Origin of the sequence: Dyella sp., assembly GCF_036384435.1 — a bacterium.
Lineage (GTDB): Bacteria > Pseudomonadota > Gammaproteobacteria > Xanthomonadales > Rhodanobacteraceae > GSA-30.
The window spans coordinates 1-12,785 of sequence record NZ_DASVMI010000171.1 but is presented as its reverse complement, the minus strand read 5'-3'; the positions used below and the strand labels follow the sequence as shown (position 1 = coordinate 12,785).

12 protein-coding genes and 1 riboswitch are annotated in these 12,785 nt (G+C 60.0%); of the genes, 8 read left to right on the top strand and 4 right to left on the bottom strand.

The window, feature by feature from the left end:
- The first annotated feature begins 246 nt into the window (after nucleotides 1-246).
- Nucleotides 247-1,245, top strand: coding sequence for an MBL fold metallo-hydrolase (locus VF436_RS18130; protein ID WP_330905445.1), 999 nt, complete (start codon nucleotides 247-249; stop codon nucleotides 1,243-1,245).
- 138 nt (nucleotides 1,246-1,383) lie between these two features.
- Here VF436_RS18130 and VF436_RS18125 read toward each other — a convergent pair whose 3' ends face one another.
- The gene (locus tag VF436_RS18125; protein WP_330905444.1) at nucleotides 1,384-1,596 is read right to left on the bottom strand and encodes a hypothetical protein; all 213 of its coding nucleotides are present in this window, start codon (nucleotides 1,594-1,596) and stop codon (nucleotides 1,384-1,386) included.
- Nucleotides 1,597-1,880: 284 nt separating this feature from the next.
- Between VF436_RS18125 and VF436_RS18120 the strand changes: the two genes are divergently transcribed.
- A complete protein-coding gene (locus VF436_RS18120; RefSeq protein WP_330905443.1) occupies nucleotides 1,881-3,443 on the top strand; it encodes a carboxylesterase/lipase family protein in 1,563 nt (520 codons plus the stop codon).
- Nucleotides 3,444-3,539: 96 nt separating this feature from the next.
- Here the strand turns inward: VF436_RS18120 and VF436_RS18115 are convergent, their stop codons facing one another.
- Genes VF436_RS18115 through VF436_RS18105 form a run of 3 tightly spaced genes read right to left on the bottom strand, consistent with a single transcriptional unit; the run spans nucleotide 3,540 to nucleotide 5,546 of the window.
- Entirely contained in the window at nucleotides 3,540-3,854 is a 315-nt protein-coding gene (locus VF436_RS18115; protein WP_330905442.1) for a DUF190 domain-containing protein, read from the bottom strand.
- Between the two features lie 14 nt (nucleotides 3,855-3,868).
- A complete protein-coding gene (locus tag VF436_RS18110; protein ID WP_330905441.1) occupies nucleotides 3,869-4,210 on the bottom strand; it encodes a DUF190 domain-containing protein in 342 nt (113 codons plus the stop codon).
- Between the two features lie 19 nt (nucleotides 4,211-4,229).
- Nucleotides 4,230-5,546, bottom strand: coding sequence for a voltage-gated chloride channel family protein (locus VF436_RS18105; protein WP_330905440.1), 1,317 nt, complete (start codon nucleotides 5,544-5,546; stop codon nucleotides 4,230-4,232).
- Nucleotides 5,547-5,616: 70 nt separating this feature from the next.
- Nucleotides 5,617-5,681, bottom strand: a riboswitch (Fluoride riboswitch).
- A gap of 182 nt (nucleotides 5,682-5,863) precedes the next feature.
- On the opposite strand from VF436_RS18105, the gene VF436_RS18100 reads away from it, so the two are divergent.
- The 6 genes from VF436_RS18100 to VF436_RS18075 all read left to right on the top strand — a co-directional run.
- Complete coding sequence (locus VF436_RS18100) at nucleotides 5,864-7,066, top strand: DUF2235 domain-containing protein (RefSeq protein ID WP_330905439.1); 1,203 nt, start codon at nucleotides 5,864-5,866, stop codon at nucleotides 7,064-7,066.
- A 293-nt stretch (nucleotides 7,067-7,359) separates the two neighbouring features.
- The gene (locus VF436_RS18095; RefSeq protein WP_330905438.1) at nucleotides 7,360-7,926 is read left to right on the top strand and encodes a DUF3228 family protein; all 567 of its coding nucleotides are present in this window, start codon (nucleotides 7,360-7,362) and stop codon (nucleotides 7,924-7,926) included.
- Between the two features lie 163 nt (nucleotides 7,927-8,089).
- Nucleotides 8,090-9,049: an EndoS/ChiA family endoglycosidase gene (locus VF436_RS18090; RefSeq protein WP_330905437.1), complete on the top strand. Its 960-nt coding sequence runs from the start codon at nucleotides 8,090-8,092 to the stop codon at nucleotides 9,047-9,049.
- Between the two features lie 282 nt (nucleotides 9,050-9,331).
- Nucleotides 9,332-11,431, top strand: coding sequence for a sulfatase-like hydrolase/transferase (locus VF436_RS18085; protein WP_330905436.1), 2,100 nt, complete (start codon nucleotides 9,332-9,334; stop codon nucleotides 11,429-11,431).
- Between the two features lie 118 nt (nucleotides 11,432-11,549).
- A complete protein-coding gene (locus tag VF436_RS18080; RefSeq protein ID WP_330905435.1) occupies nucleotides 11,550-11,726 on the top strand; it encodes a hypothetical protein in 177 nt (58 codons plus the stop codon).
- 131 nt (nucleotides 11,727-11,857) lie between these two features.
- On the top strand, nucleotides 11,858-12,785 hold a 928-nt coding region (locus VF436_RS18075; RefSeq protein ID WP_330905434.1), incomplete at its 3' end, for a dihydroxy-acid dehydratase.

The following is a 12,785-nucleotide window of genomic DNA, read 5'->3' as shown; positions in this document are numbered from 1 at the left end:
CATGGTGCCAAGGGGAATCTCGAAAATCTCCTATGTATCGTTCCAGCGTGTGCCGGGACGCATGTGACTTGGCCTCAATGAAGCCAGAGGCGCTGGATTGCGGCCCTTGAATACCCGCGGAAGATTCGCCGCCATGAAGACTTCGATGCGTGGTTTTTCGAGATACCTGGAAGTCACGATTGAAACCCGGATGCCCGTCCCAATGATCCTTGGCATGCGGCAATCGCCGATCATGACGGAAACAGCATGGCGAAGAACAAGTACTACACCGGTTCGCCGAGTGACCATTTCGATGGATTGCGCTTCTTCAATCCTGGCCATCCCAACACGGACCGCTCCCTGGGAGATGTGCTGCGCTGGCGCATGAAGGAAAAAGCCTCGCCATGGCCGGCGTCCGTCCCGGTCCGCCAGGTCGTGCCGGAGACACGGGTCGATGGTCTGCGTGTGACCATGGTCGGCCACGCCACGCTGCTGATCCAGTCCGCCTCGCTCAATGTGCTGACCGATCCTGTCTGGTCGGAGCGCTGCAGTCCCGTAAGCTTTGCCGGCCCGCGACGCGTGATGCAGCCGGGCATCGCCCTGGACAAGCTGCCGCCGATCGATGTCGTGCTGCTGAGCCACAACCATTACGACCATCTCGATGCCGACACGCTGCGCCGTCTGCATGCAGCGCACAAGCCCTTGATCGTCACGCCGCTGGGCAATGACACCATCATACGCAACCTGATTCCCGATGCCCGCGTCGCCACGGGCGACTGGTGGGATACCCTCCCCGTCGGTGATGGCGCCGAAGCGACCATCGTGCCGGCCTACCATTGGTCGGCACGCGGGACTGGCGACAAACGCATGGCGCTATGGGGCGGCTTCATGCTGCGCACGCCAGCGGGCCTTGCTTATTTCGCGGGTGACACCGGTTATGGAAGTGGCGAGATCTTTCGCCAGATGCGCCAACGCGTAGGCGCTCCGGATGTGGCGCTCATCCCCATTGGCGCCTATGCACCGCGCTGGTTCATGCGCGACCAGCACATCGACCCGGAAGAAGCCGTACGCATCACGGAAGATTTACAGGCCAGGCAGGCTATCGGCATTCACTGGGGCGTATTCCAGCTCACCGATGAAGAGCGCGAAGAACCGGTCAGGCTGTTGCATGAGCATCTCAAGCGACGCGGCATCGACGCGTCGCGCTTTCATGCGGCCGATCCTGGAGACAGCGTGGATGTGGCCATGTCGGCAATGCATGGATAACGCGGCTTGCAGGAGCGAATTCATTCGCGATGCGATCTGCGATTCAATCGCAGATTGGGATTCCAAATCTCCAAATCACGACTGACGTCGCTCCAGCGCCATAGGTTACCTGGGCACGCCTCGTTACCTGGCCACAATTCAAATCGTCGCGCCTGCGACAAGTTCGGGAAAGCGCTGGCGCCATGCGGACAACACCTTGTTCCGCACCGCCCACAGGGCGTGGCGTGCCAGTTCGTCGTGATCGGGAAAATGATCGTCCGGCAAGGCGAAGGGATTGTCAGACGTCTGCTCCGACCAGGGACCAAACGTGAGCACAGGCGCGATCTGCGGCCGAGGATGCGATCCGATCATGGGTTCACCGATAGTGGCGTTGACACCGGCGCCGTCAAGCGCCTCCAGCAAAGCTATCGGCCATGGGCCACATGACTTGAATCACCCTGAACGTGGGTCACATCTTCAGGACACCATCAGGAGCAGCATGGGTGTTCGTACCGCCATGACCGCCATGGGGAGCGGCCTCCACCGGATCGCCACCACAAGGAGACTGTCATGCGTTCGACGATTTTCATCCTGGGAGCTGCTCTTTGCGCTTGCCTGACGCCGGGATCAGGCCACGCACGCCATACGGCTCCCCTGTGGTCACGACATCGCAAGGCATGCTTTCCGGTTTCACGGATGAAAACGTCAACAAATACCTGGGTATCCGCTACGCTGCCGCCCCGGTCGGCGAACTGCGCTGGAAAGCGCCACAGTCGGCGCCCTCGTGGAGTGGCATCCAGGCTCATGTGGATGAAGGGTCCAGTTGTCCACAGACACCCGAGGAAGCCAGCTTCGTAGGCACAGCCAGCAGCAACGAAGATTGCCTCAACCTGGATGTCTACACGCCACGCAACAGCCATCCGTCAGCAACCAAACCCGTCATGGTCTATTTCTACGGCGGCTCGTTTCTCGAAGGCTCTGCCGATCATTACGACGGTGCCGGCCTGGTCAATGTCGGTGACGTCATCGTGGTCGTGGTGAACTATCGCGTCGGCGCACTCGGTTCGCTCACCCTGCCCGGCCTCACCTCTGAAAGCAGTGATGGCATCTCGGGTAACTACGGCCTGCTTGACCAGATCGCCGCACTGCATTGGGTGCATGACAACATCCGCGCGTTCGGTGGCGACCCGGCCAATGTCACGATCTTTGGGCAGTCCGCGGGCGGACAGAGTTCCCTGCTGCACGTGAGTTCACCGGCATCGAACGGCTTGTTTGAGAAGGCGATCATCCAGAGCGGTATCTACATTCCCTATATTCCAACCCTCGACCAGAAGAGCCAGATCGGCGATGCCATCGCTACCGCACTGGGATGCACCAGTGATGATCCAGCGGCCGTCGTTGCCTGCATGCTTCAATTGCCAGTGCAAAGCATACTCGCCATACAGGGACGCGATGACAGCACCGAAGGACAATTGGCCTGGGAACCCACCGCGGGTGGTCATGCCCTGCCCGTGCAGCCGCTCGCCGCCATCATCGCCGGCCAGTTCAACAAGGTACCCATCATGCTCGGCAATACGCACGATGAAGCGCGCCTGTTTACAGCCGAGGATTTCGATCTGGAGAACGGACCGCTTCAACCGGACGACTATGCGGGTGCCCTGCAATCACTTTTCACAGGCTTCCCAATCTCCGTCGATCAGGTGATCGCGCAATATCCGCTTTCGGCCTATCCGGATACGGACCTGGCTTATTCACAGGTTTTCACGGATGCCACCTATGCATGCCTGGGGCATTTCACCGCGGGCCTGCTGACGCGGCAACAGGTACCGGTATTCGAGTACGAGGCTTCCGATGAGGGCGCGGCCCATCTGTTGGGCGATGCGGACAGCTATATGGACCTGGGCGCCGCGCACACCAGCGATGTGCCTTTCCTGTTTCCGAACAATCTGCGTTATGCCGCGACGCAACCCGCGCGATTTACCGCTGGCGAGGCTTTCATGTCATACGCCATGATGCGCGCCTGGACGGCATTCGCACACACCGGATCACCCTTCACCCTGGTCAGCCCATGGCTGCGCATGAATGACCGCGGCGTTTCATTCGTGGAGCAACTCACACCACGCGGCCTTTACCCGCAGCCAGCCAGCGATTTCACGCATCAGCATCAGTGCGAATTCTGGGATGGGGTTTATCAGTCCGTGCTTGCCGGAGCGCCATGACGGGAAAGATTCCGGCCATCGCGCCCGATGCATGGGTACCTCGACAACACCGGGGTGCCAGTGCATCGGGCGATACGTTCAAGCCGGTACCACGCGTTACCGGCCAAGCCGCCCGAATTCCACTTCATGCCGGCAGTAGAAGACATCGATGGCCGCTTCATTCACGGCCGCCATCAAGGCCTGGCAGCTGGCTTCATCCGTAACCACGGACAACGTCACAGGTCGATCGGTCATTTCAAGAAATCCAGCCGAATGAAATGTCCCCTGGTGACCAAATCCTTCACCACCGGCCATCATGGTGCCACCGGCGGCTCCCACTTCGCGCGCTTTTTCAAGGATCCACTCGGCAATCGAGCGGCCATGGACCTTGCGGCCCTCCTGGGTAAAAAACATGATGCGGTAACCTTTCATCGGATCCCCTCCAATCACGCCTGTACCTGGCTCGGCAATGCTACCGACAGGATGACTAAACGTACCTTGCGCAGTTCTTCGGCATGGCTGGAAAGAAAGGATTCCAGCCGCTCGCGGCGATCGATCAGTTCCAGGCACTGTGGATGATCCATGCCCGCCGTCTCCGGATGGTAATGCCGCACGCGTTGACCCTTCAGGTAGCCTGCCATGACACGATGCAGGATCGCCTGCTCGATGCCATCGCGCCTTGCCACGCGCAACAGATGATGCGCCAGCGCCGGCGCACTGAGGTGATGCCATAGCCGGGATCGATTCGCCCGGGTCCACTCGGGAAAATACAGGCGTACGCAACCCATTGTGCCATGTCCGGTGTACTCATGAACGCGCGTCCTTGCGGGTATTGGCCTGGCGCTGTTCACGACGATACGTGGGCAACTCGCTCAGGCGCATGTCTTCCGGCAAGTTCCGTACGTGCTTGGCGTGGCCCAGGCGCTGCGCGTGATAGATACCCGCATGACCGGAAAAGAGATAACTTGCCACACATGCTACCGCAGCGAATGGCCCGATCTGTGGCCCGAACAGTTCGATCGCCATCACCGTGGTCGCCAGTGGCGTGTTGGCCGCCCCGGCGAATACGGCCACAAAGCCCAGGCCGGCAAGCATCGAGACAGGCAAGTGCAGCCATGGAGCCAGGCTGTTGCCTAACGTGGCGCCAATGAAGAACAGCGGCGTAACCTCGCCGCCTTTGAATCCCGTACCGAGCGAAAGCACCGTGTAACCGAACTTGCCCCAGCAATCCCACCACGGCAAGGGATGATCGAAAGCTGCCACGATCGTCGGAATACCCAAGCCAACGTAAGCCTGCGTGTGCAGGATATACACCGATGCCGCAATCGCCACGCCGCCGGCAAAGGGGCGCAAGGGCGGATAACCGATCAACGCTTTTACCCAGGCGCCAAGCGCATGGGCCGCCTTGGCAAACAACAGCCCCACCACGCCGAAGATGATGCCGGCAGCCACCGTGGCAAGCACGCTCGTCACCGTCATCGGCACCAACTCGCGAACCACGTAGACCGTATGGTGCACGCCCCACGCAAGACATACTTGGTTGGCAATGATCGCGGCGATCACACACGGAAAGAGCGCGTCATAACGAAGGCGACCTATGGCCAGGACTTCCAACCCGAACACCGCACCGGCCAAAGGGGTACCGAACACCGCCGCGAAGCCGGCGCTCATGCCAACCATCAGCACGATGCGTCGATCCTCCGAGCGCAACCGGAACAGCACGGTCATCTGGTCGGCCAGGGCACCGCCCATCTGTACCGCCGTGCCTTCGCGCCCCACCGACGCCCCGAACAAATGCGAGATCACGGTACCGGCAAAGACAAGCGGCACCATGCGAAGGGGGATCACCTTCTTCGGATCATGGATCTCGTCGATGATCAGGTTGTTGCCCGCCTCGACCGGTTTGCCGAGTCGAAAATAGAACCAGCCGACCACGAAGCCGGCGACCGGCAGCAGTGCCATCAACCAGGGGGTGGCCAACCGGGTGGCCGTCGCCCATTCCAGGGCGAGCAGGAACCACGCCGACGCCGTGCCGGCCAGCACGGCGGCCGAAGTAGCCACAATCAACCATTTGCCCATGTAGGGCAGCAATTCCCATTGTTCCAGGGAGCGAAACGCGCGCATGTGTCATCCAGGCAGTAGAAAACACCTGACCGACCAGCGTGTCGCATACGCCCACACGCCCGGCAAGCCAGGACATGTAGGCATCATCAGCCCCGATGGGGCGGTTCGCGGAGGCATGCCATCTCCGTAGAGATGGCAGCGTAGATGTGGCGCGCGGGCCGGTCAAGTCATATGTGGTTTTCAGCAACTTAAGTAAACAGGTCAGCCAAGTGGGCCTCCAACCAGGTATTTGCTCGCAACCTTTCATGGCATTGCGCTGGACAATTCTCGTCAGCTAAATAAATATTCGCCTTGAAATAACCATAGGCTCCGGCGCCATGAAACGAATCGCCGTTTTTCTGGATGGGACATGGAATACCGTCGATAGCAACACCAATGTCTGGCGGCTTAAATCACTGTGTTCGACCCTGGATGACCAGCTCTCCTATTACAGCGCGGGCGTGGGCACACAGAATGGGCAGCGCCTGATTGGCGGTATGTTCGGTTACGGCCTGGATAATGAAGTGATCCAGGCTTACATGTGGTTGATGGAGAATTATGTCGAGGGAGATCACATCTTTCTCTTCGGATTCAGCCGCGGCGCATTTACTGCGCGCAGCCTTTCCGGCCTGATCTCAAAATGTGGCCTGTTGCAACCTGGTGCGCCGGTATCGATCCCCCAGTTGTATGCGCGTTACAAGCGAGGCTCGGCCGTGCCGACCATTCGCGGGCTGAAACACGTGCCGCCTGCGCAGCAGACGCAGGAAGACAAACTTCTTTTGCGTTACTCCATGGCGATACCGATCTGGTTCCAGGGCGTGTGGGATACCGTGGGCGCCCTGGGCGTGCCGTTCGGGCATATCCCGATCATCAGCCGGTCTGATTATGGTTTCCTGGAAACCGATCTGCGCATCAATAATGATCGCGCCTATCACGCCATGGCCATCGATGAACATCGGAAGGCCTTCGCCCCCACCCTCTGGACCCGGACGATCGACAAAAACGCGCCGGCCGACAGTCCCAAGCCGCGCCCCCTGGACCAGGTCGAGCAGCGCTGGTTTGTCGGGGCGCATGCGGATGTTGGCGGGGGCTATGACGACGGCATGCTTTCACAGCTGCCGCTGAATTGGCTGATGCAAAAGGCCCGGCTACATGGCCTGACCTTCAAGAGCAGCATCTCATTGGACGGCAGTGAGATCGACAGTCCCATCCATGACTCGTTTGCCGAGATGGCACACGGACTGTACAAGCTCAGCAAGCTAGGGCAGCCGTATTACCGCCCGCTCGGTGCGCCGCCGGTAATCGCCGGAGACCGGCAGACTACGGTCATCAACGAAACCATCGACGCCTCGGTATTCAAGCGCTGGCGCGACATCGCCGACTATCGCCCCGCCAACCTGCAAGCATGGGCCACGGCGCATGGTGTCGACTGCGCAAAACTGGACAAGACCGTCAGTGCCAGTGATCCGGCTGTGCCTCTGCCGCCCGAACCGCAGATAACATCTAAACCGCCGCCTGCCCCGCTTACGCCAAGTCAATGAATGCCCGTAACGTAGCCGTGAATTGTCGGTGCCGTGAATAGTACAGACGATGCAATATCGCAGGTGATCGACCAGACCAAGCCACCGCTACCCGTGGCCCTGAGCAGCGCGGCGTGCGAACACATCGACCAGGCCTTGACCGCCCGATTGGTCAGCCTGAAGGCACAGAAAAACTCGCCTACAGGGCGGACAAGCCCGATGGAACGTAAAGCGGCCCACCGAAGTCTCGGCCGTCGGCTTTCGTTCCTGGACAAAATAGCTAAGCTTTGTGGTTTACCCATCCGATGAAGCCCATGTCCATCGTTTTGACGCCCTTCGCACGCGCTCGTCTGTTTCCACGCGACAAACGCCTCAACGCCATCCAGGACTGCACTGCCGAGGCATTCGAGCGGCGGTTGAACGAGGAGACGCCGCTCAAGGTGCTTCAGGGATATGCACCCTTTTGTCGCCTGCATGTGCATCGCAATTGGACAAGCACGCGCTGCATGGCGATACCTGTCACCGAGGAAAACCGTCACCTGCTTCGCTCCGGCTACGAGGCACGCACCAAGGACGAGCTGCCGGTACTGACGCGATGGTTCGAAGGTGTGACACCTGCCGTGGCCAACTATTTGTTGCCCATCCTCTACAACCGTGAGCAGATGGCAAAGGAAGGAACTCCTATCGATGCCGATTGGGGCATCGTGGGCTGTCTTTACACGGCCGAGCCTGAGGAAATCCCCATGGTGCCCATCACCATGCTGCGCAATGCACTGGGTGTGGAGGAAGGCGGATCGGGCACGCCACTCGACCGGGAAGCCTATCGCGCCAGCGCTGCTTTCTGGGATACGCATGCCAACTGGCGCCAACCTCGACCCTGAACAGCCTGGTGTGTGATCAATAGCGCATAGCCGCACCGGCAGAGAATTCGCGCACAACCAGCGCACCGCGTTGCCGACATACCTTGCCGATCCTCGCAAGGGATGCTGTGTGTGCTTGGAACAAGGATGGCACCAGGAGAGCGACATGTGGATAAATAACAATATGACCCTATCGGCTGGCTTGGCCTGCCTGCTGTTTACATCCAGTGGGCAGATACAGGCGGCCTCTTCGTCGGCATGTCCTGCGGATAATTCGCACGCCACCGGGGCCGCGCTGGAAGAGATTCTCGATTACAAGCGAGGCGACCATCAGATCATGGCTGCTTACTTTCGCTCATGGCGCGATATCGCCAGCAATCCGGCGACCAACAAGACTTCCATGGACGACCTGCCAGACTGCCTGGATATTGCTTTCGTATTTCCGGAAGGCAGCGAAGGCGAGGCTTTTTGGCCGGCGCTCAAGAATCATTATGTTCCCGTATTGCGTAGCCGTGGCACCAAGGTCGTGCGTACTGTCGGGATCGAGGTATTTCTGGAAGACGACTATGAAAACTCGCAAGCCGGCTATGACTTCAAGGCAGCGCAGGTGCTTGAAAGATTCATGACACCCTATGACCTCGATGGATTGGATGTCGATGTCGAGAGCGCCCTGTCGTCCGAACAGGTGCAACGCGTCTCCGGCGTATTCAGGTCGCTTTCGAAATCCATAGGGCCAAAATCCGGCACGGGAAAGCTCTTCATCTACGACACCAACCAGGCTGGCAGCCATCCGCTGTTCACCTCGGTCAACGACCTGATCGATTACGTACTAGTGCAATCCTACGGTCGATCCGTATCCGGTTTACAGGCGACATTCGACAGCTACAAGCCATTCATTTCGCCCGGGCAGTACCTGATCGGATTCTCGTTTTACGAGGAGCGAGGACCTCGCTGGGGCGACGTCAGCACGCCGCTGGAAGGAAGTCGCGCGTATCAGTACGCCAACTGGCAACCCACTGGAAGCATCAAGGGCGGCATCTTTTCCTATGCTGTTGACCGTGACGGTGTCACCGAAGGAACCGATGCCATCGTAACCACGGACTATGGCGTTACGCGCCAGCTGATTTCCACCATGAACCCCTGACGCCATATCCATAAAAAACCGGTTGCCGCGGCATCCTGGCCCAAAAGTCATGGTAAGCATGTAATCAGCAAATTCCTTACAGACCGCCGATGGCCTACACACTATGTTTAGGCCACCGGATCAAACCCAGGTCAGCAGGGGCACATCACGTCCAATCACCCGCGGGACTACCTGGAAAGGTGATCCGCGGATGGCGCGCTTGCGTGCCATAGGCGTGGCTGGCGCATGCTCAACCAGGATTTTCACCTTGAAAAGGGGAATGGCATGCAAGGCGGGGACGACATGAATACAGCGGCGACGGCTGATGGCTTCTGGCAAGACATCAAGGACGAGATTGGCAACCGAAAGTCGCGACCAAACATCCTGATGATCATGGTCGATCAATTGTATTACCCGGGCGCCGGTTACGGTTCGGCAGGCTTTGCCGATGGCATCAAGCAGGTGCTCAATTTCATCGGCGACATCGACCCGGCCAGCAACGACTGGGCCCAGTACTATCCCGGCTTTTGCAAGCTTCGCGAATACGCGACCGTATTTACCGATCACACGATTGCCGAATCCGCCTGCATTCCCAGCCGCGCCAGCATCATGACCGGCCAATACGGGCCACGCACGGGCGTGACGCAGACCGACGGGTTGTTCAAGAGCGGCGATGCGCAGAACTTCCCGTGGCTACGGCACAACGGCGCGCCGACCATCGGCGATTATTTCCGGGAGATTGGCTACAGCACGCACTATTTCGGCAAGTGGCATGTCAGCGATCCGCCGGAACACACCCTGGAAGGCTTTGGCTTTGCCGACTGGGAGTTGTCGTGGCCTGAGCCACATGGTTCGCTGACCAACAACATGGGCGCGTACCGCGACTATCAGTTCGCCGACCTGGCATGTGCGTTTCTGCACAATCGTGGGCTGGGTGTGCCTTTTGCGCGCAACACTGGCCAGGTTAGCGCTAACGCGCCGGATAGCCCTGGCGTGCCTGCGCCCAAGCCGTTCTTTGCGGTCTGCTCATTTACCAATCCGCATGACATCGCCACCTACCCCACGCTTCCGCGTGCGCTGGACCCGCAATTTCCGCCAGACCAGCCCTTGCAGCAGCCAAGGACCGGCCCAGGCATGTCGGTACCTGTGCCGCTCCCGGGCACCTATAGCGCAGCACCCAAGTACGGCACGTTCCATATCCCGATGAATCCATTGGGCCTGCCGCAGGCTTGTGCCACGGCGTCGCCCACGCAGGATGAAGATTTGCTGGGTAACAACAAGCCGCGCGCTCAATACGACTACGCATACAAGGTGGCCCTGGGTCTGGCGGCCAAGACCGGCTTGAGCATTGCCCAAGCCATGGGCGGCGACGAGGCCACACAGTTGCGCAATGCCGTGGAGGCCACGCTGACTATCCCGATTCCCTTCCAGTTGCAGGAAAACTCGGACGGCGCGGCGACGGGCTTTCTGCAGTACTACGCCTATATGATTTCCATGGTCGACCGGCACATCCTGCGCGTGCTGCAAACGCTTGAAGAGGCCGGTTTGCGCGATGACACCGTGGTGGTGTTCGCTTCCGACCACGGCGAATACGGGGCCTCCCACGGCATGATGATCGAGAAGTGGCACGGTGCGTACCAGGAAACGGTGCACGTGCCGTTTCTGGTCAGCTCCAAGCACTACAACGCCAATCGCCATACCCCCGTGGCGATCGATGCGTTGACCAGTCATATCGATATCCTGCCGACCCTGCTGGGTATCGCCGGTGCCGACGAGGCCCAGGTCGAACGCGCCCGGCGCAACCTGTCCAAGACGCACCCGGCAGCAGCACTCCCCGGCGCCAACCTCGCTCCGGTCATCAAAGCGCAGGGCGGGCCGGTCATCGGCCCCGATGGCAAAGAGCGCAAAGCCGTGCTGTTTGCCACCGACGACATGATCACCGAACCGCTGCCGCGTGACGACGATCCGCATAACGTGGTCTCGCAGCAGCAATACGCGGTATTCAGTGCCACGGTAGAGCTATTGCGTACTCCGCCGGTCAATGGTGACTCGCCTCATCGTTATCGCCCCGACCTTTCGCCCGGCCCGGTCTGCCAGCCGGCACATGTACGCGCGCTGCGCAGTGGAGACTGGAAGCTGGTGCGCTATTGCGATCCGTGGAGTCCCGAGCCTGCGCCCGACCAATGGGAGTTGTACAACCTGGCGGCCGATCCGATCGAGAACGTCAACTTGATCGTGTTCGACGGTGCATTTCCCACCCCGATCGCGGCATCGGCATTGCCAGGCAGCCTGACCCAGGACCAGGTCGAGGCCACGGCCAGCGCCTTGCGCGAGGAGTTGGCCCGGCAGGAAGCGCACTTGTTGTCGCCCTACCCTTCGGCTCATCCCAGCGCCAGGATCTGACCTGTGCAGCACGGCGCGAGAGCGCTTTGCGCTCTCGCGCCAGCAATGGCTAAAGCAGCGCTTCTTCAGGCCGATAGCCTTCCTGACAGACCATGTCGTCGTTCCAGGGGGATAAGCCATGCTCACGTCATCCGTCGTTGCCACACTGATGCTGCACAACAAGTCCTGTTCTTTGTGCTCTCGTGGCGAGCCTTGTGCGGTCGCCGAGCGCATCCAGGACGAATTGCTCGCCCAGCAACTTGCCCTGCGCGTGGAAGAGAACGCCACGCAGGCCGTCGCAAGCGGCTATCGCTGACCTCGGCTGCTTAGAACGAGATGGCATAAGCACTCCGGCGGCTTTAACCGGACACCCGCGCGTGCGTAGAATCGAACGTGTATCGATTCAATGCGCCAGGCCGCCTGCCTGGCGCCCCTGCGGGAAATGCCATGCCTGATTTTCGCTCCAAGACTTCCACTTTCGGCCGTAACATGGCTGGTGCCCGTGCGCTATGGCGCGCCACCGGCATGAAGAACGAGGATTTCCAGAAGCCCATCATCGCGGTGGCTAACTCATTCACGCAGTTCGTGCCCGGCCATGTGCACCTGAAGGATCTTGGTCAGTTGGTGGCGCGCGAGATCGAGAAAGCCGGCGGTGTTGCCAAGGAATTCAATACCATCGCCGTCGACGACGGTATCGCGATGGGCCATGACGGCATGCTCTATTCGCTGCCTAGCCGCGAAATCATTGCCGACTCCGTCGAATATATGGTCAACGCGCATTGCGCCGATGCGCTGGTATGCATTTCCAACTGCGACAAGATCACGCCCGGCATGCTGATGGCCGCGCTGCGCCTGAACATCCCCGTGGTCTTTGTCTCCGGTGGCCCGATGGAAGCGGGCAAGACTCGCCTGGCCGATCACAAGCTTGACCTCATCGATGCCATGGTCATTGCCGCGGACGAAAGCGCATCGGACGAAAAGGTGCTGGAATTCGAACGCAGCGCCTGCCCCACCTGCGGCTCATGCTCGGGTATGTTCACGGCCAACTCGATGAATTGCCTGACCGAGGCGCTCGGCCTGTCGCTGCCCGGCAACGGCACCGTAGTGGCCACGCACGCCGATCGCGAGCAATTGTTCCTTGAAGCCGGCCGGCTGGTCGTCGATCTTTGCCGTCGCTACTACCGTGACAACGATGAGAGCGTGCTTCCACGTAGCATCGCCAGTTTCAAGGCCTTCCAGAACGCCATGACGCTGGACATCGCCATGGGCGGCTCCACCAATACCATCCTGCACCTGCTCGCGGCGGCGCAGGAGGCCGAACTGGACTTCGGCATGCACGAGATCGATGCGCTATCGCGCAAGGTACCGCAGTTGT

What these genes read in the sequence shown, in the direction of transcription:
- VF436_RS18130 (WP_330905445.1), top strand. Translation starts at nt 247, where the DNA reads ATGGCGAAGAACAAGTACTACACCGGTTCGCCGAGTGACCATTTCGAT.
- VF436_RS18125 (WP_330905444.1), bottom strand. Translation starts at nt 1,596, where the DNA reads ATGATCGGATCGCATCCTCGGCCGCAGATCGCGCCTGTGCTCACGTTT.
- VF436_RS18115 (WP_330905442.1), bottom strand. Translation starts at nt 3,854, where the DNA reads ATGAAAGGTTACCGCATCATGTTTTTTACCCAGGAGGGCCGCAAGGTC.
- VF436_RS18110 (WP_330905441.1), bottom strand. Translation starts at nt 4,210, where the DNA reads ATGGGTTGCGTACGCCTGTATTTTCCCGAGTGGACCCGGGCGAATCGA.
- VF436_RS18105 (WP_330905440.1), bottom strand. Translation starts at nt 5,546, where the DNA reads ATGCGCGCGTTTCGCTCCCTGGAACAATGGGAATTGCTGCCCTACATG.
- VF436_RS18100 (WP_330905439.1), top strand. Translation starts at nt 5,864, where the DNA reads ATGAAACGAATCGCCGTTTTTCTGGATGGGACATGGAATACCGTCGAT.
- VF436_RS18095 (WP_330905438.1), top strand. Translation starts at nt 7,360, where the DNA reads ATGTCCATCGTTTTGACGCCCTTCGCACGCGCTCGTCTGTTTCCACGC.
- VF436_RS18090 (WP_330905437.1), top strand. Translation starts at nt 8,090, where the DNA reads ATGACCCTATCGGCTGGCTTGGCCTGCCTGCTGTTTACATCCAGTGGG.
- VF436_RS18085 (WP_330905436.1), top strand. Translation starts at nt 9,332, where the DNA reads ATGAATACAGCGGCGACGGCTGATGGCTTCTGGCAAGACATCAAGGAC.
- VF436_RS18080 (WP_330905435.1), top strand. Translation starts at nt 11,550, where the DNA reads ATGCTCACGTCATCCGTCGTTGCCACACTGATGCTGCACAACAAGTCC.